The organism is Alteromonas sp. CI.11.F.A3 (assembly GCF_032925565.1).
Lineage (GTDB): Bacteria > Pseudomonadota > Gammaproteobacteria > Enterobacterales > Alteromonadaceae > Alteromonas.
On record NZ_CP136708.1, the window covers coordinates 3,108,880 to 3,129,481 of the forward strand.

Below are 20,602 nucleotides of genomic sequence, written 5' to 3' on the forward strand. Positions count from 1 at the left end.
AACCCACTTGTGCCAGATATGAAGCTCTTTGCAGGTAATGCCGTACCAGAACTTGCCCAGAAAGTCGCCGATCGCCTTTATACCAAACTCGGAAACGCCAAAGTAGGCCGTTTCAGTGATGGTGAAATTAGCGTAGAAATTCATGAAAACGTCCGTGGTTCGGACGTTTTTATTATCCAATCAACCTGTGCCCCCACTAACGACAACCTCATGGAATTGATCGTGATGATCGACGCTTTGCGCCGCGCATCAGCAGGTCGTATTACTGCAGTAATTCCATACTTTGGTTATGCGCGTCAAGACCGTCGCGTTCGTTCAGCCCGGGTGCCAATTACTGCAAAGGTTGTCGCAGACTTTCTTTCTAACGTGGGTGTAGATAGAGTACTTACTATCGACTTGCACGCCGAGCAGATTCAAGGTTTCTTCGACGTACCGGTAGATAATGCGTTCGGAACGCCTATCTTGTTGGCCGATATGGTTCAGCGCGATTTTGCCGATCCGGTTGTAGTATCGCCAGATATTGGTGGTGTTGTGCGTGCTCGTGCTACCGCTAAGCTATTAAACGATGCTGACCTTGCCATTATCGATAAACGCCGCCCTAAAGCGAACGTTGCTCAGGTAATGAACATCATTGGTGACGTTAATGACCGTGACTGTATTATTGTGGATGACATGATTGATACTGGCGGTACATTAGCCAAAGCGGCTGAAGCCTTGAAGAGTCATGGAGCACGTAATGTTTATGCTTACGCCACCCATGCAATTTTCTCTGGAAACGCAGCACAAAACTTAAAAGAATCGGTTATCGATGAAATTATCATTACCGATTCTATTCCGCTTAGTGCAGACATGCAGAAGATTGGAAAAGTGAAACAACTTACACTATCTGAAATGCTTGCTGAAACGATTCGTCGTATCAGCAACGAAGAGTCTATTTCAGCCATGTTTGAGTACTAGTTACTCGTAATAGTCGAGAGTTCTCGACTTGAATAGTTATCGTGAGCATCTAGAGCGATAACCATTCACGATTCACTTTTTGAAAAAGGGCCTACGGGCCCTTTTTTATTGCCCGTATATTTACGCTTTGTTCCCTACGTCCAAAACGATTAAAAAATGTTAAAACAAACAGCCACGCTTTTACTATTATTAAAGCTCTTAAACTATCAGTCGATAACTGGTTCAGTGTTTAGCGGTTAAATGCAATGTATTCCGCGTAAGCTTTCTTATCAGCAAAATCCAAATAAAAAGTATCAAAAAGGAGCGGTTAGTGGATGCAAGACAAACACGCTCATTAGCAGTATTTTGGTACTGGCTGCGTTGCTTTTGGACTGATCCTGACGCCACACCTGAACTGGCTAATTACTATCGCGCACAACAAATTGATTCCTTATCCAGACAACTTCCCCTTGCAAGCAGTGCTACTGTTTTAATCGTTATTCTATGTTCCATTTTTGCTCACGGTCTTATTAACCACAACGTCTTAATTACATGGTCTTTGTCGTTACTTATTATCGCCGCCGGCGATGTAATTGCATGGTACTTATTTGTTAAACGAAAAGTGAAAAATACTGGGTCAAAAGGCGCACTGTTTGTATTGGCAGTCATGTTAGGGGCCGCCGCCCTATTATATGCGCAAATGACTACCCTATTGCTTGGCGTTTTAGATACCCAAGGCAAGATTATCTTGGTTGCTATTATTGCCGCATTTATTACCACCGGGGCATGGCAATTTGCGTCTTTGCCTGCCGCCGCATTGGTCTGGGTTTTGTTTCTAACTCTGGGGGTATCAGTAAGTATCCATATTACTTACGATGGTGAGTATCTTTTTATATCTGCGTTGCTGGTAATTTATTGGCTGTACCTAAGCTGTGTGGTCATGGTTACCTCGAAACGCTTTGTTTCCGGCTTAATGGCAGAAACCGCCATTGAGCATCAGCGTCAGGTTGTAGGACTGCTATTAAAGGACTTTGAAGAAAACGCCAGTGATTGGTTATGGGAAATTGATCACAAAGGGTGTTTAAAGCATGTGTCTTTGCGTATGCAAGATGTACTGGGCAAACCCGTACAACAACTTTCTGGCAGCCATTTTTTAAGCTTACTCACTGAATGCACACCCGCTGAAAATAATGCAGAATTAACAGAGTTGGCCACCAATTTTCAAAAAAATGAACCCTTCACGCTGGATAATATTCCTATTGAAATTAATGGGAATGTAAAGTGGTGGTCGCTGACTGCCCAGCCACTGATTAGCAGTAACGGTGACTTATCGGGGTGGCGTGGTGTAAGCACCGACGTTACCGATGCGCTACTTCGAGAAAACGAAATGATGTTGTTGGCTAATATCGATTCATTAACCGGGCTCGCTAATCGTCACTTATTCAGTAAAACATTACATGAAAGCTTTCTCGATAATACTCAACTAAACAATACCGACATCGTTAACAAAGTTACATTAATAACCTTAGATCTTGATAACTTCAAAATCGTTAACGATACGCTGGGTCATTTAGCGGGGGATGAATTATTAAAAGAAATGTCCAATCGTTTTCAGGAAATAACGCCAAAAGATGTGTTGCTCTCAAGACTGGGAGGTGATGAATTTGCTTGGCTTTTTAAACATGCTCTTACACCTTTGCAAGCGACACAGTTCGGTCAAAAAGTGCATGCGCTCTTGGCTGAACCCTGGCTACACCAAGAACACGCATTTGATTTGGGTGTCAGTATTGGCGTAGCTAATGCGCCTATGGATGGCAGCTCTCCCGTGTCTCTACAAAGAGCCAGCGACATGGCGCTATATGCCGCCAAAGCAAGTGGGAAGAACAAGCTTTGTTTTTACGACCCTAAACTTGATGAATACGCTATGTTGCGATTAGCGTTGCTCAACGATTTTCGTCAAAGCTTTGCCAATAGCGACTTCGTGGTGCTTTACCAACCTCAAATACGGTATAGCGATAATTCACTTATCGGCTTTGAAGCGTTGGTACGCTGGCACCATCCTGAACGAGGTGTTGTTTCCCCTGCCGATTTTATCCATCTAATTGAAGAAAATGGCATGATAGTGCAATTGGGAGAGTGGGTATTAAGGCAGGCGTGTCGCGATGCTATGAGTTGGCCTTCGCCATTACAAATAGCGGTGAATGTTTCCCCTGTTCAAATTGAACGAGCCAATTTGCTGACGACGGTATTAAAGTCACTTAACGCCTCCGGCTTGCCAGCCTCCCGATTAGAACTTGAACTTACTGAATCATCACTAATGTGTGATGGGGATAGCACAATTGCACTGTTAAATAACTTAAGAGAACAAGGCGTGCGTATTGCTCTGGATGATTTTGGTACAGGATACTCTTCACTGTCTTACCTACAACGCTTCCCTTTTGACAAACTTAAAGTAGACCGAAGTTTCGTTATGGCCGCTTCAGAACACACCCAAAGCATCAATAATGTTGATGCAGAGTCTATTTTGTTTGCCATATTGCAACTAGCGAATGCATTAAACTTACAAACGACTGCAGAGGGCGTGGAGACCATAGAGGTGTCGTCCTTGTTGCAAAGTCTAGGCTTTACTAATGCTCAAGGCTTTTTTTATGGGCGCCCAATGACAGCAGAGCACGCTAAAGATTTCATCAACGAATGGCCTGACATTCAAAATAAAGAGAACTAAACCTGCTATAAAGTAGTCTTTCTATGTAGCCATATAGCCGCATTCGGTTTACGGTTGGTATCTAACAAAAATGAATAAAGAGGCATTTATGAAATTCACTCGCACAATATCTACACTGTCAGCCGCTGCATTACTATTAGCCCTTGCTGGCTGTACTGACGAGGACATCACCACCGTAGATACCCCAAAAGAGCCCCTTATGACTGAAAAAGAAGATGTAAAACCACAGCAAGCCTTAGTCGCTAAAACCGCTGAACAGAAACGTCTTAGCGCTTCGGATGAACCTACCGAAGTCACCTTAACCGGTACTATTGTGTACAAAGAAATGGAAGGTGGTTTTTATGCCTTTATCGCTGAAGGTGGCGAGCGCTACACCCTACGCAAACTTGATAAGAAATTTCACAGGAATGGTTTAATTGTGAAAATTACGGGAATGCCCATGCCGGATCTTATGACTATCACCCAATACGGCACCGTGTTACAGGTTGAAAATGTAGAAATACTCGACGCCAGCAGAGTGATAGGCAATGCATCTTCTCACTAAACATACTTCGACTAAGTTTTGCTGGGCTTAAAACAGGGAGTGATGATCGATTTCGGCTAACTACGCCGTACAAACCCCACTGTTAATAGTTGGAGAAACAAATGATTAATGCATACGCAGCAAAAGAGCCAGGCGGAAAACTGGAAAAATTTGAATATGATCCTGGCGAATTAGCCTCTCATGATGTTGAGATAGATGTGGAGAGCTGCGGCATTTGTCATAGTGATTTAAGCATGCTGGATAATGAATGGGGCATTAGTGAATACCCCTTCGTACCAGGTCATGAAGTGGTAGGAACAATAAATGCGGTTGGCGAACATGTTACGTCATTGAAAGTAGGTCAGCGTGTTGGTTTAGGCTGGCATGCTGGCTATTGTAATAGCTGTGGCACCTGTGAATCTGGCGACCAAAATTTATGTTCTGATGCCACCATGACGATTGGCGGACGCCACGGCGGGTTTGCTGATAAAGTACGAGCTCAAGCTACGGCGGTAGTGCCTATTCCTGATGGTATAGACCCACAAAGTGCTGGGCCACTATTTTGTGGTGGCATTACGGTATTTAATCCCCTAGTACAATTTGATATTAAACCCACTTCGGTTGTAGGCGTTGTAGGTATTGGCGGCTTAGGACACTTAGCACTCCAGTTCTTAAATGCATGGGGATGTAAGGTTGTTGCTTTTACTTCAAGTGAATCGAAGAAGAAAGAAGCATTAGAGCTTGGTGCCCACGACACCTTAAATAGCCGTGATGAAGACGAACTTAAAGCCGCTGCAGGTAAGTTCGACCTTATTATCTCTACCGTGAACGTAAAGCTTGATTGGAATTTGTACCTATCTACTTTAGCGCCTAAAGGCCGTTTACATTTTGTTGGCGCAACCTTAGAGCCGTTAGACATAGGCGCATTCAACCTTATTGGCGGCCAGCGTTCTGTTTCAGGTTCTCCTGTAGGTAGCCCTGCTACTATCAAAACCATGCTGGATTTTGCTGCGCTGCATGATATTGCACCAGTGACCGAAACCTTTAAGTTCGATGAAGTTAATGAAGCAGTACAACGGCTTCGCGATGGTAAAGCCCACTACCGCGTGGTGTTAACTAAATAAGCTTTAGGCTAGTGCCATGTTAAATTCTTCAAATATGTGAAGTCTTGCTAATATGTGCATACCCGCCAAGTAAAATTTGTATGTTATAGGCCTCGGTGTTAGAATTCGCCGCCCTCAAAATTTGAGGCGGTGATTGTTGCTTACAATTTGTAACTGCAACGCCCTATAACAGTAGGTTCTGGTCGCAAGAACTTACATTCTTAATTTTTTATTGGAGACATATAATGTCTAAAGCAATTTTTACTCTGGACGCTACTGTACGTACAGACCTAGGGAAAGGTGCGAGCCGCCGCCTACGTCGTGAAGACAAGCTTCCTGGTATCATCTACGGTGGTGAAGAAGCACCAGTGTCGATTACTCTTGAGCACAACAAAGTAAACAACGCTGCTGATTTTGAAGCGTTCTACTCTCACGTTCTTACTTTGAACGTAGACGGAAAAGCGGTTGAAGTACTTGTTAAAGACATGCAACGTCACGCTTTCAAGCCTCGTATTCTTCACGTTGACTTCCAGCGCGTAATCGCAGGTCAAGAGTTACACACTAACGTACCTCTTCACTTCATCAACGAAGACAAGTCTGCAGCTATCAAAGCTGGCGGTATCGCTGAGCACCACGTAAACGAAATCGAAATTACGTGTCTGCCTAAAGATCTTCCAGAATTCATCGAAGTAGATATTGCTAACGTTGAAATGGATGCAACTCTTCACTTGTCTGACCTTACACTACCTGCTGGTATCACGTCTGTTGAGCTTGGAAAAGACGACGAGACTCACGACCTTGCAGTAGTTACTGTTAAGCCTGCTCCTAAAGCAGCTGATACAGAAGAAGGCGACGAAGAAGCAGCTTCTGAGGAATAATCAGCTTGGCTGATATCCGACTTATCGTGGGCCTGGGAAATCCAGGCCCCGAATATGATAATACCCGACACAATGCCGGTGAATGGTTTCTAAACCAACTTGCCGACACCTTCAATACTCCGCTAAAACCAGAATCCAAATTCTTCGGTAAAACTGCCCGCATTACCATTGCAGGCCAAGATGTGCGTTTGCTTTACCCCACCACTTTTATGAATAAAAGCGGCCAAGCAGTAGCGGCATTAGCCAATTTCTACCGTATTGAACCCGAACAAATTTTAGTGGCTTTTGACGAACTCGACTTACCTCCCGGTGTAGCAAAATACAAGATAGGCGGTAGCTCTAGTCAAAATGGTATTAGAGACATTGTGGCAAAATTGGGTAACAATAAAGACTTCTTACGCTTGCGCATTGGTATTGGACATCCGGGTCACAAAAGCCGTGTTACCGGACATGTATTAGGTAAGCCCCCCGCTGACGAAAAAATGGCCATAGAAAGTGTCATTGACGAAGCAGTGCGCTGTACTGAAATACTCCTTAAAAACGACCTAAAGCAAGCGCAAAATCGGCTACACTCCTTTAAGGCGTGAGCCTAAGCTAGCACTAATTCCAGACAAGGATCCCTACCATGGGTTTTAAATGCGGTATTGTTGGACTACCAAACGTAGGTAAATCAACACTCTTTAATGCACTGACAAAAGCAGGTATTGAAGCGGCAAACTTCCCTTTTTGTACCATAGAGCCCAATACAGGCGTTGTACCTGTACCGGATCTTCGCTTGGACAAACTGGCTGAAATCGTAAACCCTCAACGTGTTATTCCAACAACTATGGAATTCGTTGATATTGCAGGTTTGGTTGAAGGCGCTTCAAAAGGTGAAGGCTTAGGCAACAAATTCCTAGCTAACATCCGTGAAACCGATGCAATTGGCCACGTAGTTCGCTGTTTCGATAACGAAAACATTGTTCACGTTGCAGGTAAAGTTAACCCACAAGACGATATTGATATTATCAATACCGAGCTTGCACTTTCAGACTTAGAAACCACAGAAAAAGCCCTACATCGTGTTGCTAAACGCGCTAAAGGTGGCGATTCTGATGCTAAGTATGAACTTAAAGTTTTAGAAAAGATTAAGCCTCACTTAGATGAGGGTTTATTACTTCGTTCTTTAGAACTGACTAAAGAAGAGCACGCTGCAATCAGCTACATGAACATGCTTACCCTTAAGCCAACCATGTACATTGCAAACGTTGACGAAGACGGTTTCGAAAATAACCCATACTTAGACAAAGTACGCGCTATCGCTGAAGGCGAAAATGCCGTAGTTGTTGCAGTATGTGCGGCTATCGAGTCTGACATTGCTGAACTTGAAGACGACGAGCGTGAAGAATTCATGCAAGACATGGGACTTGAAGAGCCAGGTCTTAACCGTGTTATTCGTGCTGGCTACAACTTGCTTACGCTTCAAACCTACTTTACCGCAGGTGTAAAAGAAGTACGTGCTTGGACTTTCCCTGAAGGCTCTACCGCACCTCAAGCAGCTGGTAAGATTCACACCGACTTCGAGAAAGGCTTTATTCGTGCCGAAATCGTCAGCTACGATCACTTTGTTGAATTCAACGGTGAACAAGGCGCGAAAGACGCCGGTAAGTGGCGCTTAGAAGGTAAAGAATACATTGTTAAAGATGGCGATGTGATTCACTTTAGATTTAACGTGTAATAAGAAATATAGCCTAGGCTAGCGCTTATTTTAACGTACAAAGAACCACCCTTATGGGTGGTTTTTTATTGCCTGTAGAATTAGTTGTTGATTTAACAGGCAATGACTCGGTATTTTAAATACATAAAAAGACACTTATACCAGTGCTTATAATAAGATTCTCATTAGGGCTTGCCATAAAATGATAAAAAACCTCTTACATTCACTTTCAGCACCTTCACAGATTTCAGCACTGACCGTTTCGCTTTGTGTGGCACTTTTAGGTGTAAGCAGCGTTTCATCAAGCGCGCACGCAAAAGATCACGAAAAAAGCCTTGAGGCCACTCAGATAAAAGAAAAACTCTTGTTGGATACCGACATCACCAATAAATGGTACAAGGTACCAGCTAAACATACCGTTACGCTTGAAACGCACTATGGTGATGTAGTCATTGCGCTGAACCCGGCTTTAGCGCCTCATCATGTAAAACGCTTTCGTAAGTTAATAAAAACTGATTTTTATCAGCAGCAGTACTTCTATCGGGTGGTAGATGGATTTGTAGCACAGGGCGGTAGTAATGAAAGCCATGCGCCCTCGTCAGAAACCAGTAATTTACAGGCTGAGTTTGTTATCCCCCTTTCATCATCTGCGGTTGTTATTGAAGATAACGACATGTTTGCCCCCGCTACAGGTTTTCTAAATGGGTTTCCCGTAGGAATAGATAGCGATCGAAATGAAATGTGGGCACTTCACTGCCCTGGCACTGTCGCTTTTGCCCGTAATAGTGAAAAGGACACTGCCAGTACCGAGTTTTATATTGTGATTGGGCAAGCTCCAAGACATTTAGACAGAAATATGTCTGTTATTGGGCGTATACTGGAAGGAATGGACGTATTACAGCAATTACCAAGGGGGCCAATAGAAAATAGTGGCGTTATTGAAGTACCTTCAGATAACAGTAAGATAAAAAATAGTTACGTGGGCAACAAAGATACATCGGGTAAACAGTATTATATTCAGCTTCCCTCCCACCCCGAATTCCAAAAACGTATGAAAACTGGGCAAACACTCGATAATTCTTTCTTTCATGATAAAATTTATAGCCCAAGACCCATTGATGTTTGCTATTACCAGACTAAAACTTCATCAACGCCTTGGAATTAAGTTTAAGTTTTTTGGCGATATTTGATTAAATTCGCTGCACTTTGACTAGATTTTAGACCTGAACGCACAGATATTAGCCACTTAGAAAAAGTTCGTAAAAAAGGGGTTGACGGTCGCCAGTCATATCCGCATAATACGCGCCACTTCCTGAGAGGGAAAAGAAAAGCCGGAGGCTATGTAGCTCAGTTGGTTAGAGCACATCACTCATAATGATGGGGTCGCAAGTTCGAATCTCGCCATAGCCACCAATTTTTCTTTTTATCTAACTTCTCTTGAGGTTCTGACTGTGCGGGAGTGGTGGAATTGGTAGACACGCTGGATTTAGGTTCCAGTGCTTCACGGCGTGAGAGTTCAAGTCTCTCCTTCCGCACCACAGTTGGGGTATAGCCAAGTTGGTAAGGCAGCGGGTTTTGATCCCGCCATTCGTAGGTTCGAGTCCTGCTACCCCAGCCATTTTTTCCTAGTAATTGCGCTTTTGCTGCGTGGTTATCACTTGGGGTATAGCCAAGTTGGTAAGGCAGCGGGTTTTGATCCCGCCATTCGTAGGTTCGAGTCCTGCTACCCCAGCCATACATAAGAAACCGGTCCTTCGACCGGTTTTTTGTTTTCTGGCATAAATAAAGTTGTAATCTAACCACTTATTGCTGCTTCACTCTTTTTTCCCACATGCTACTATATTTGCTTACTGTGTCTTTTGAGCTCTTCTGCAAGATGCTTTCTTCTGCGGTGCTTTTGTTTAAGTACTTTCCATTGAAGTGCTTTAGATTAAATGTGCTCGAGATTCAGATATTAGCCTTTTAAGGTATTCGTCTTTACGCGAATAACAGCCTCTTTAGGATTTCTACGAGTCTTACAACAAAAACAAAGGAAAACGCGTGATATACGACTTTGTCTCGGCGGTGAATAACGTCTTATGGGGTAACGGCCAAGTATTAATTATAATGCTATTGGCGTGTGGTATTTGGTTTACCGTTAAATTAGGTGGTGTTCAATTACGTCATTTTGGTCACATGTTTTCCTTATTGAAAGGAAGCAACAAATCCTCGAAAGAAGGTATTAGTTCTTTTCAGGCATTATGTACTAGTTTATCGGCACGGGTAGGTACGGGTAATTTAGCTGGCGTAGCGGTGGCAATTTCTTTAGGTGGCTCTGGCGCTATCTTCTGGATGTGGATGATTGCCATATTAGGTATGGCCACAGGCTTCGCAGAAAGTGTACTTGGGCAACTTTATAAAGTACGCGACGAAAACGGTGAGTTTCGTGGCGGCCCTGCGTATTACATTAAACAAGGCTTAAATAAAACCTGGTTAGCCGTAGCTTTCTCTTTATGTCTTTTCTTCGGCTACGGTTTTGTATTCAGTGCGGTGCAAGCGAATACCATCACTGATGCACTTAACAACGCTTATCAATTCCCCAGCGAATACACGGGTATAGCCATTATTGCCCTAGCCTCTTTAATAGTAATAGGTGGCTTGCGGGGTATTGCCAGGTTTGCTGAATTTGTTGTGCCTTTTATGGGTATTGGTTATGTATTAGTGGCATTGGGAATTACCTTTATCAACATCTCAGAACTTCCTGCCATGTTGATGGACATCATAAAGTCTGCATTTGGACTACAAGAAGCCGGCGCTGGCGCATTAGGTGCAGCCATTAAAAATGGTATACAACGAGGGTTATACTCAAACGAAGCCGGAAGTGGCTCCGTGCCCCATGCTGCGGCCAGTGCGGTGCCAAACCCCAACCATCCAGTGTCACAAGGCTACATTCAAATGCTGGGCGTGTTTTTAGATACTATGGTGCTGTGTACCTCTACCGCGTTTATTATTCTGCTTGCGGGCGGGTCTAGCTCTGACCAAATGGAAGGGATCAGATTAACCCAAGACGCAATGAGCAGCCATTTAGGCGAAGGGGGAACCGACTTTGTCGCCGCCGCTATTAGCTTATTCGCCTTCACGTCGGTTGTGGCTAACTATGCCTATGGCGAAAGTAACCTACACATGTTTAAACTTGATAACCGTGCTGGGCGAGCCGCCTACACGATAGGTTACTTGGGTATGATTTACTGGGGTGCGCAAGCAGCTATGCCACAAGTATGGGCCATGGCCGATATGGCATTAGGATTAATGACCGTTATCAACATTACCGCTATTGTATGGATGACGCCAACCATCGTGTCTATCAGCAAAGATTACTTTGCAAAACGCGACCGCGGCGAAAAAGTAGAATACAAAACCGGAGACTGTGAAATTCAGGGTAAATCTGAAGACGGTATTTGGTAAGCGGAACTTTTTGGATCGTAATCTAATCTTGGAAAAATATATCGCAGTGGCTACTAACTCAAAACAGTAGCCACTGCTTTTTTATGTCATAAGCCCAATTTATATTGGCCTGAACAGTTCAAACATATTACTGCTATCTACGGTGAAATAATCCCCTACTCCGCCACCGCGCATAACCGGTTCTGCTTTCAAGGTTTTATACACACCCGCTTCAATCATGTTTTTTTGAATATGCACGCCAACAACCTCTCCCATTACAAACCAACTTTCACACAAGCCACCTTCCGCATTTTTTAGCTGTACGATATCGGTAAGCTTGCACTCCATGCTAACTGGGCTTGATTTCACTCGCGGCACATCGACAATGTGAGATGCGACGGTATCCAAACCAGCAAACGCGAACTCATCTTCATGGGCTGCTAATGGTGCACTGGTTTGATTCATAGCATCTACCAACGGCTTGCCGACGAGGTTCCAACAGAACTCACCGGTCGCTTTGATATTTTTAAGTGAATCTTTATCACCCACACTAGAAAAGCCAATGATAGGTGGCGTGTAATTAAGCGCGTTGAAAAAACTATATGGCGCTAGGTTTAGCTTACCGTCTTTACTTTTAGACGAAATCCAACCAATGGGCCTAGGCGCAATAATGGCGTTGAAAGGATCGTGGGCTAGACCATGCCCTAATTTAGGTTCGTAGAAGTGAATATCAGACAAGAATGTTCCTTAGCAATCATGGTGGTTAATTAACTCTTTTACCATTGTGAGTATAGCGGCTAAGGTGTTCAAATTGCAGTAGTGAGTTTAGGCTGGCTGTGAGTTTAGGCCGCTTATGGGTTTGGCAGCTTATAAGTTTATGGATAACTAATTTACATAACTTGGCAGGTATGGTGACTTTATAATTACGATGTATTACGTGTTGGTTTCTCATTCAGATGAATCGCCAAAGGACTAAACCATTAAACAATCACATACAAAAAACGACGTTAAGCCATGCTTATACGCCGTTTTGTATTCTTATGAATTAATGCAGCGAACTATTTTTTCTTCGCTTTTTTAAGTTCTTTCTTAAGCTTTTTAAGCTTACCTTCTTGCTTAGAAATTTTAGCTTTAGTTAGTTTGATTTCTTGTTTAACTTTCTTAGCTTTAGCCATTGGAAATATCCTTTTATTGCTATTGGTTATTGAGTGAGGAATGCTAGGCAATATACGCTCACTCGAAGTAATCACTGCTTTAAAAGCAAGTGCATTATTCGTTTCGCAAACTACTAATCCGAAGACTTGGCTTTTTGCGCTTCAGTGAATTCTTTAATAAACCGCCTGATCTCTCTTGCCGCTGTGGTATCAAGCTCTTCACAGAGATGAATAAAGTCGGCACGCTCCTGATCGTTAATGCGAATAATCAGCTGACTATTCTTTTTTTTATTCTTTTTCTTATCCAACGTAAGTCCTCATCAAGAACAGCACTAGTCTAAAATGCCAGCCCGTAAATGCCAGAAGATACCAGTTCATGCGATTTATGGCTATACAGCATATAGCATTTGTATATACATTTTCAATATTTATTACTGTTGTATGACACTCTTGTTTAACTGATATAGCAAAATACGAGAAAACTAGACGTAAAAAAACGGCCTATGATAAACAAAGGCCGTTTCTTGTATGCGTATGTTCTATATGAACTTGCGTAAAACCATCGCGATTTTATTACTGGTAGAAAGTTAGTTCTCTCTACCTTTTCTCAATCTTCTCTCTACCTTATTTAGGTTCCCAAGCAAATGATTTAAATGCATCGTCTACAGGGGTTTCAGCTAGGTGGTTTGTGTAGTTACTCATCACTTTTTGCGCCAAAATTAGAATGATTTCTAATAGTTGCTTGTGTGCATAACCCGCATCGTAAAACGCTTTAAGCTGTGCATCATCGATATGACCGCGACCACGCGTTACTGCTAGTACGGTATCTTTCAATGTGTTTAGCTTGGCATCAGAAAGAGTTTCGTCATTACGTAACTCTTCAATTAGCTCATCACTTACTTTCATGCTTTTAGCAATACCGGTATGCGCTGGTACGCAGTAATGACACGCATGCTCTACGTTAACCGCTTGCCATACTACAGTAAGCTCTTCTGCATTGAATGACGTATCTTGTGCCAAACCGTGAAGTACTTGATAACCTTCAAGCAACGTTGGCGCTTCCGCCATTACTGCATGCAAGTTAGGTATCATACCGAAAGCTTTTTGAGAGTTCTCAAGAAGTGGTTTAGCTGCTTCTGGTGCGCTATCTGCTGTGTGTAATGTAAAATCGCTCATGTCACTCTCCTATTGATGTGAACTGAAAACCAGTAACTAAAATTGATAATAAATACTGATTACGTTTTGATGTAATACAATATAGGTTTACTTGAACACTTGTTCAAGTCATAATTGAACAAGTGTTCAAAACATTCGAATATAAGGTATACCAGAATGAAATATGTAGAGTCTGAAGTGATTGAGAAGGCCACCACGCTTTTTTGGCAAAAAGGCTTTCAGGCTGCTGGTATGCGCGATATTCAACAAGCCTTAGATATGCGACCGGGTAGCATTTATGCGCGCTTTAAAAGTAAAGAAGGTTTGTTCCAACTGGTAGTGGAAAAGTATGTAGCCAATACTCAGCAGAAACTCAGCACGGTTATTAATGCTGATACTCCTCTTGATGCCTTGCGTGCTTTTTTTGTTAGCGAGCTTATTAACCCTGAAGAAATGCGCTTTCAACGCCAATGCTTATTGATTAAGTCTATTACCGAATTAGAGATGTTGGGTGAAAACGGAAAACAGTCTGTGCTGGAGGGTATGAGTACCTTAAAAGCTTGCTTCAAATCGATTGTAGAAAAGGCCGTTCAAACTAATTCTCTACCTTCAAGTACACCCGTTGATAAAGCCGCGGATTGGTTACAAAACCAATTTGTAGGGCTTCGCACTTTTGCCTTAATGCAAAGTGACAATCTCGCCATTGAATCTATGATTGATAAAGTACTCATCGACCTTAAAACATCTTGGCCTGAGTAATTGATGCAGAAGGTAAGCTTGCATTAGAAATTTTACACTGCGTGAATGATGTTGCAGAGCGCCCATGGGTGGGTTTGCGCTCGTCTCTGAATGTTAGCTATTCGCTCGGTATATCTGGGGCATTGTGAGAGCTTGCATTAGAAACCTTCCACAGCATAGATGCTGTGGCAGAGCACCCATGGATGGGTTTGCGCTCGTCTCTGAATGTTAGTTTTTAGCTCGGTGTATCTGGGGAATTGAGAGAGCTTGCATTAGAAATCTTCCTTAGCACGGATGCTAAAGCAGAGTACTTTTGGGTGGGCTTACTACGTACTTCTGAATGTTAGCTATTCGCTCGGTATATTTGGGGCATTGTGAGAGCTTGCATTAGAAACCTTCCACAGCATGGATGCTGTGGCAGAGCGCCCATGGATGGGTTTACCGCGCGTTTCTAATGCAAGCTCTCACAAGGGCCACGTAAAGACTAACTAAACATCATGCGAAGAAGTTGTGCTACCAGTAATATGCCCATTAGCGGCCAAATCCACTTCGCCCATTTGGCGGTGTCTTCGTCACTAATGCGCATTTTAGAGCGCTCGATAAGCGGTATCACTATAAAAAGTGCGCCGAACAGTACGGCAAGTATTATTAAAACTTCCATTCTCGCATCCCTATCGCATATTTAAGTACTTCCCGTTTGGCTGGCTCAAACTGCTGAGCTACAGAAAGTAATTGGTTTCTTAACCATTTAATGGGGCCAATATCGTTACTAAACAAGCCATAGAAACCATCCATAGCAGACATCATTAACCCGTTATCACGCTGGCGCGGTTTTTCGTAGTTTGTTATTAAACGCTTTTTAAACTCTAGCGACGTTAAATCGATACCTTCGGCAGTCACCGTCAATAAGGTTTCAACATCTCTAAACCCTAAATTAACGCCCTGCCCCGCTAATGGATTGATGGTATGCGCCGCATCGCCCACCAAAATAACGCCGTCGATAACGTAACGGCTAGCATGCGCTCGGGTTAACGGGAATGTGGCTTTGTCTATTACCGTGAAGTCGTTACCGTTTTTTAAAAGCTCACTAGGAAATGCATCTACAATGGCTTGCTTTAATTGTGCGTCATTTAGCGTTGATAACCGTTTTAGTTCATCGGGTGAGTCGTACCAAACTAACGAGGCGTAATTGTCGAACATTGGCAAAAAAGCTTTAGGGCCATCAGGTGTAAATTCTTGCCATGTAATGGCATCTACCGGATTTGTCATTTCGATGGTAATGCCCATGGCTTGTTGACTATATTGCCAACCAGATACGCCAATATTCGCAACCTGTCTAACTTGCGAAGCCGCACCATCGGCACCTATTAACCACTTGGCGTGAATAGTTTCGCCGTTATCAAGACTAAGAGTGGCGGCAAGGTTTCTTGAAGCATCAGAATCAACCGAGCTATTAACCGAGTCACTAACCGAGCTATTGCAAAGCTTGATATTGGTAACTTTACAGCCAGTAAACCAGGTAACGTTATCAAACGCCTTTAGCGCTTGATGACACCCTAATTGCAATAATCGGTTTTCAACAAAAAAACCTAACTGGGGCACATCGATACTTTGCGCGGTAAAGTCGGTTCGATGGGCGGGGTCGTCCCAGACACTCAAGCCGGTATAGGGTTTAACGCGCATTGCTTGAATATATTCCCACGCGCCTAACGAAGTTAGTAAGGAGACAGACGCATCACTAATGGCTGAGACTCTCAAGTCTGGCTTACTGGTTTCGTCGAAGCCTTTGGGCAAGTGAGGTTCAATTATAGCGACGCGGTATTGCTGCTTCGCTAAACCTAATGCAAGCGCAGCCCCCACCATGCCACCACCATTTATACAAAAATCATACATACTTTAAATCTCTTTTGCTGACCCACTAGCTTACTCGCTTTACACTAATGAATAATACGAATGTGAGCCCAAATCCGTTCGCCTTTTCATTTTACTAGTATCTTCTGCTTCATGCTTTATATCCGCCACACCGCCCTTGCAAGATGGCAGTGCATTAAATTCCGGCGAATGTGGGTGAATACACTGGGCATTCGACGTTATAACAGGTAAAATACGCGGCTATTTTGAACATCTTCCCAAAACTGCAGTGGCAGGCTTTGCCAGAAATTACACCTAACCTAGTTAGCGTGTGGCATTTTCAACCGCCAGTCAATTGCTTACGGGAACTCTATCAGGTTATCGACTAGTTGTTATGACTAAAAAGCTGTATATCAAAACCTGGGGCTGCCAAATGAACGAGTATGACTCGGAGAAAATGGCAGACTTACTCGACTCTACTCATGGCTATTCTGCAGCAGAAACTGCGGAAGAAGCCGATGTTATCTTGCTTAACACTTGCTCTATTCGTGAGAAGGCGCAGGAAAAAGTGTTCCACCAGCTTGGTCGTTGGAAGAACCTTAAGCAAGATAAACCCGAGCTTATTATTGGCGTGGGCGGATGCGTAGCTTCTCAAGAAGGTAGCGTTATTCGCCAGCGTGCCCCTTATGTTGATTTAGTTTTCGGCCCGCAAACATTGCACCGTTTGCCCGAAATGATTAACCAACTTAAAGGCGGCGAAAAGTCGGTTATCGACGTGAGCTTCCCTGAAATTGAAAAATTCGACCGTTTACCTGAGCCTCGTGCTGAAGGCCCAACGGCGTTTGTTTCTATTATGGAAGGCTGTTCTAAGTACTGCACATTCTGTGTAGTACCCTATACCCGTGGTGAAGAAGTAAGCCGTCCGGTAGATGACGTACTACTAGAAATTGCCCAGCTTGCCGGTCAAGGTGTACGTGAAGTTAACTTGTTAGGCCAAAACGTAAACGCGTTTCGCGGTGAAAACCACGATGGCACCGTATGTCGTTTTGCCGAGTTATTGGAACTTGTTGCAGCTATCGACGGTATCGACAGAATTCGTTATACCACGTCGCATCCGGTTGAATTTACCGATGATATTATTGACGTGTACGCCACTATCCCTGAGCTTGTTGATCACCTTCACTTGCCTGTACAAAGTGGTTCAGATCGTATTCTTAACTTAATGAAGCGTGGTCACACGGCCATTGAGTATAAGTCTAAAATTCGTAAGCTTCGTAAAGTTCGCCCTAACATTAGTATGTCGAGCGATTTCATTATTGGTTTCCCAGGTGAAACCGATGCTGACTTTGAAGCCACAATGGACCTTATTCAGGCCATCGATTACGACCTAAGCTTTAGTTTCATTTACAGTGCTCGCCCAGGGACTCCTGCAGCAGATGCGGTAGATGATGTAACGGAAGATGCGAAGAAACAGCGCTTATATTTATTGCAGCAGCGTATAAACCAACAAGCGTTGCGCATTGCCCGTAACATGGTAGATACCGAGCAGCGTATTTTAGTTGAAGGCCCGTCAAAGAAAAATCCTATGGAGCTTTCTGGCCGTACTGAAAATAACCGCGTCGTAAACTTCGAAGGTACGCCGGATATGATTGGTGAATTCGTAGACGTGAAAGTGACAGACGTATTTTCTAATTCATTACGTGGCGACGTTATTCGCCGTGAAGATGAAATGGGCTTGCGTGTTGCCGTTTCGCCCCAATCTATTATGGCTAAGCACGAGGCTGATTTGCCTGACGCAATAGGCGTAGGTCAATTCAACCCAGCATAAATAGTAAAAGTGAGGAATACAGTAGTTTGAGTACATTGGTAAGTAATGAATTTGATTTGGAACCGGCAGACACAAAACGTTTGTCTAACTTATGTGGGCCGTTTAACGACAACATTAAGCAAATAGAGCGCAGGTTGGGAGTAGAAATTACTTACCGAAATAATGCGTTCAAGGTGTTAGGTGAGCCACGTCAAATTCAGAGCGCCACTGAATTACTTAAACAGCTGTATGTAGAAACTCAGCCAGTAAAAGGCCGCTTGCCTGAACTTGAACCTGAGCAAGTGCACTTGGCTATTCAACAGGCCGCGGCTTTAGAGCAAGATACAGGGTCAGGCGCTGGCGATTTCGGTAAAGAAGTACACATTCGCACAAAACGCGGCGTTATTAAGCCTCGTAATCCGAATCAAGCTCAGTATGTGGCGAATGTTTTAAACTACGACATCACCTTTGGTGTAGGCCCTGCTGGTACTGGTAAAACGTATTTAGCCGTTGCTGCAGCCGTTGATGCGTTAGAACGCCAAGAAATACGTAGAATACTACTTACTCGCCCTGCGGTAGAAGCGGGTGAGAAGTTAGGCTTTTTGCCAGGCGACCTTTCACAGAAAGTAGACCCTTACTTACGCCCGCTTTACGATGCCTTGTTTGAAATGTTGGGTTTCGAAAAAGTTGAAAAGCTAATGGAACGTAACGTCATAGAAGTGGCGCCATTAGCCTACATGCGTGGCCGTACGTTAAACGATGCCTTTATTATTTTGGATGAAAGTCAAAATACCACGGTTGAACAAATGAAAATGTTCTTAACCCGTATTGGCTTTAATTCAAAAGCGGTTATTACCGGAGATATTACCCAGGTAGATTTACCTCGTGGTGCCCGTTCTGGTTTACGCCACGCTATCGAAGTATTGGATAATGTTGACGATATTTCGTTTAACTTCTTCAACGCTGAAGATGTGGTAAGACACCCTGTAGTTGCTCGAATCGTGCGTGCTTATGAGCATTATGACGCCGAGCAAGAGCGTGTTCGCAAAGAGAAGAAAGAGGAAGCCCTTCGTCTTCAACGTGAACAAGCTGATGCTAATGCCTTATCTGGTAGTTCATCTAATAGTACATCTGTACAACAGAATAGCGATAGCCAGTGATAGCCATTGTAGATTACCAGCAAGCCTATGAAGCTGATGAGGAAATGGCTAAGGCCATTCCCTCTGTTGAGCAAATTGAAACCTGGGCTAATGCGGTACTTGTGGCCGAAAACACGGGCGAGCAAGAAGTTACCGTACGTTTCACCGATGATGAAGAGTCACAAACACTAAACCATGAATACAGAGGTAAAGATAAGCCGACCAATGTGCTGTCTTTTCCTTTTGAAGTTCCACCCGGCATTGAAATGAACTTGCTTGGCGATTTGGTTATTTGTGTGCCTGTGATCATGCGTGAAGCAGAAGAGCAAGACAAAACACCCACCAACCACTTTGCCCATATGGTCATTCACGGAATATTACATCTTCTGGGATACGATCACATAGACGATGCAGATGCTGACATTATGGAAGCAAAAGAAATTCGTATATTGGCATCTTTAAATATTGGTAATCCTTATCAATAAAACCCAATAGCGCCAACAAGTTACACTTGGGTAGTTGCGTAATTTACGTGCAAATAAACAATAAAGGATTGACGCCCCTCCCCAAGACATTTAACGTTGACGTTGTATCAATAAATTAGCGGACATTATGAGCGACGATAATCCTCACTCTACCAACGGCTCCCAAGGAAAAAGTTGGTTAGACAAACTTAAACTTTCTATCTCTGGCGAGCCGAGAAGCAAACAAGAACTGGTTGAAGTTATTACTGAAGCCGAGCAGAACGAAATCATCGATCCCCAAACCCGGGAGATGATTGAAGGTGTAATAGGTGTCAACGAAATGCGAGTTAGGGATATTATGATCCCACGCGCGCAAATGACGACCATAGACGTTGAAAAAAACGTTGATGAATTCCTACCTGTTGTGTTGGAATCAGCCCACTCCCGCTTCCCCGTTATTAGTGAAGATAAAGATCATATTGAAGGCATATTGCTTGCTAAAGACTTACTGAGCTATGCGTTTAACCCAGAAAAAAGTCTTAATTTACGCGATATCTTACGCCCTGCCGTGATTGTGCCGGAAAGTAAGCGTGTAGATGTACTGCTAAAAGAATTTCGCCAACAACGCTATCACATGGCTATTGTTGTGGATGAATACGGCGGTGTGTCTGGGCTTGTTACCATCGAAGATATACTAGAGATTATTGTTGGTGAAATTGAAGACGAATACGATACCGAAGAAGACGGTACCGATGATATTCGCCCACTGAACAAATCGACCTATTCAGTTAAAGCGTTAACGCCTGTTGACGAATTTAACGCCTTCTTTGAAACCAAATTCAGCGAAGAAGAAGCCGATACCATTGGCGGTATTGTGCTTAAAGCGTTCGGGCACATGCCTGAAACGAACGATGAAGTTACCATTGGTGATGTTCACTTTAAGGTAACCAACTCTGATAAACGCCGTCTTATACACCTTAAAGTATCGGTGGCCTCTCTGGAGTAACTCC

19 protein-coding genes and 4 tRNA genes are annotated in these 20,602 nt (G+C 43.5%); 18 read left to right on the top strand and 5 right to left on the bottom strand.

All coding sequences use genetic code 11. The features are described 5' to 3' along the window. Positions 1–18: 18 nt before the first annotated feature. From R1T43_RS13400 to R1T43_RS13460, 13 genes are all read left to right on the top strand, one after another. Positions 19–957, top strand: a complete 939-nt coding sequence (locus R1T43_RS13400; protein ID WP_208806010.1) for a ribose-phosphate pyrophosphokinase — start codon at positions 19–21, stop codon at positions 955–957. A gap of 310 nt (positions 958–1,267) precedes the next feature. After that, a complete protein-coding gene (locus R1T43_RS13405) occupies positions 1,268–3,661 on the top strand; it encodes a putative bifunctional diguanylate cyclase/phosphodiesterase (protein ID WP_317349715.1) in 2,394 nt (797 codons plus the stop codon). Positions 3,662–3,749: 88 nt separating this feature from the next. Continuing rightward, positions 3,750–4,205: a ribose-phosphate pyrophosphokinase gene (locus R1T43_RS13410; protein ID WP_317349716.1), complete on the top strand. Its 456-nt coding sequence runs from the start codon at positions 3,750–3,752 to the stop codon at positions 4,203–4,205. 101 nt (positions 4,206–4,306) lie between these two features. Continuing rightward, positions 4,307–5,308, top strand: coding sequence for an NAD(P)-dependent alcohol dehydrogenase (locus R1T43_RS13415; RefSeq protein WP_211069432.1), 1,002 nt, complete (start codon positions 4,307–4,309; stop codon positions 5,306–5,308). Positions 5,309–5,532: 224 nt separating this feature from the next. After that, positions 5,533–6,165, top strand: a complete 633-nt coding sequence (locus R1T43_RS13420) for a 50S ribosomal protein L25/general stress protein Ctc (protein WP_211069433.1) — start codon at positions 5,533–5,535, stop codon at positions 6,163–6,165. Between the two features lie 5 nt (positions 6,166–6,170). Beyond that, a complete protein-coding gene (gene pth, locus R1T43_RS13425; RefSeq protein WP_211069434.1) occupies positions 6,171–6,752 on the top strand; it encodes an aminoacyl-tRNA hydrolase in 582 nt (193 codons plus the stop codon). 38 nt (positions 6,753–6,790) lie between these two features. After that, on the top strand, positions 6,791–7,882 hold the full coding sequence (gene ychF / locus R1T43_RS13430; protein ID WP_057792703.1) for a redox-regulated ATPase YchF: 1,092 nt from the start codon (positions 6,791–6,793) through the stop codon (positions 7,880–7,882). A 181-nt stretch (positions 7,883–8,063) separates the two neighbouring features. Beyond that, complete coding sequence (locus tag R1T43_RS13435) at positions 8,064–9,026, top strand: peptidylprolyl isomerase (RefSeq protein ID WP_317349722.1); 963 nt, start codon at positions 8,064–8,066, stop codon at positions 9,024–9,026. 171 nt (positions 9,027–9,197) lie between these two features. Further along, positions 9,198–9,274 (top strand) — tRNA-Met (locus R1T43_RS13440). Positions 9,275–9,314: 40 nt separating this feature from the next. After that, positions 9,315–9,399, top strand: a tRNA-Leu gene (locus R1T43_RS13445). Positions 9,400–9,403: 4 nt separating this feature from the next. After that, positions 9,404–9,479, top strand: a tRNA-Gln gene (locus R1T43_RS13450). 41 nt (positions 9,480–9,520) lie between these two features. Beyond that, positions 9,521–9,596 (top strand) — tRNA-Gln (locus R1T43_RS13455). Positions 9,597–9,901: 305 nt separating this feature from the next. Beyond that, on the top strand, positions 9,902–11,305 hold the full coding sequence (locus tag R1T43_RS13460) for an alanine/glycine:cation symporter family protein (RefSeq protein ID WP_317349725.1): 1,404 nt from the start codon (positions 9,902–9,904) through the stop codon (positions 11,303–11,305). Positions 11,306–11,404: 99 nt separating this feature from the next. Here the strand turns inward: R1T43_RS13460 and R1T43_RS13465 are convergent, their stop codons facing one another. From R1T43_RS13465 to R1T43_RS13475, 3 genes are all read right to left on the bottom strand, one after another. Next, entirely contained in the window at positions 11,405–12,022 is a 618-nt protein-coding gene (locus tag R1T43_RS13465) for a flavin reductase family protein (protein WP_317349728.1), read from the bottom strand. 550 nt (positions 12,023–12,572) lie between these two features. Beyond that, complete coding sequence (locus R1T43_RS13470; RefSeq protein ID WP_167347515.1) at positions 12,573–12,746, bottom strand: hypothetical protein; 174 nt, start codon at positions 12,744–12,746, stop codon at positions 12,573–12,575. A gap of 316 nt (positions 12,747–13,062) precedes the next feature. Next, positions 13,063–13,614: a carboxymuconolactone decarboxylase family protein gene (locus R1T43_RS13475; RefSeq protein WP_013784727.1), complete on the bottom strand. Its 552-nt coding sequence runs from the start codon at positions 13,612–13,614 to the stop codon at positions 13,063–13,065. A 156-nt stretch (positions 13,615–13,770) separates the two neighbouring features. Between R1T43_RS13475 and R1T43_RS13480 the strand changes: the two genes are divergently transcribed. Continuing rightward, complete coding sequence (locus R1T43_RS13480) at positions 13,771–14,352, top strand: TetR/AcrR family transcriptional regulator (RefSeq protein ID WP_317349734.1); 582 nt, start codon at positions 13,771–13,773, stop codon at positions 14,350–14,352. Between the two features lie 463 nt (positions 14,353–14,815). Here the strand turns inward: R1T43_RS13480 and R1T43_RS13485 are convergent, their stop codons facing one another. Together R1T43_RS13485 and R1T43_RS13490 are read right to left on the bottom strand one after the other, a co-directional pair. Further along, positions 14,816–14,992, bottom strand: a complete 177-nt coding sequence (locus R1T43_RS13485; protein ID WP_211069439.1) for a hypothetical protein — start codon at positions 14,990–14,992, stop codon at positions 14,816–14,818. Next, complete coding sequence (locus R1T43_RS13490) at positions 14,980–16,224, bottom strand: FAD-dependent monooxygenase (RefSeq protein ID WP_317349739.1); 1,245 nt, start codon at positions 16,222–16,224, stop codon at positions 14,980–14,982. The genes R1T43_RS13485 and R1T43_RS13490 overlap by 13 nt, the downstream gene beginning before the upstream one ends. A gap of 352 nt (positions 16,225–16,576) precedes the next feature. Here R1T43_RS13490 and miaB point away from each other — a divergent pair, with 352 nt between their 5' ends. From miaB to R1T43_RS13510, 4 genes are all read left to right on the top strand, one after another. Further along, positions 16,577–18,010, top strand: coding sequence for a tRNA (N6-isopentenyl adenosine(37)-C2)-methylthiotransferase MiaB (gene miaB, locus R1T43_RS13495; RefSeq protein ID WP_231518729.1), 1,434 nt, complete (start codon positions 16,577–16,579; stop codon positions 18,008–18,010). A gap of 26 nt (positions 18,011–18,036) precedes the next feature. Further along, on the top strand, positions 18,037–19,149 hold the full coding sequence (locus R1T43_RS13500; RefSeq protein ID WP_317349742.1) for a PhoH family protein: 1,113 nt from the start codon (positions 18,037–18,039) through the stop codon (positions 19,147–19,149). Beyond that, on the top strand, positions 19,146–19,613 hold the full coding sequence (ybeY, locus tag R1T43_RS13505; protein WP_211069442.1) for an rRNA maturation RNase YbeY: 468 nt from the start codon (positions 19,146–19,148) through the stop codon (positions 19,611–19,613). Before R1T43_RS13500 ends, ybeY begins: the two co-directional genes overlap by 4 nt. Positions 19,614–19,740: 127 nt before the next feature. Next, complete coding sequence (locus R1T43_RS13510) at positions 19,741–20,598, top strand: HlyC/CorC family transporter (RefSeq protein WP_317349744.1); 858 nt, start codon at positions 19,741–19,743, stop codon at positions 20,596–20,598. The last annotated feature ends 4 nt before the right edge of the window (positions 20,599–20,602 follow it).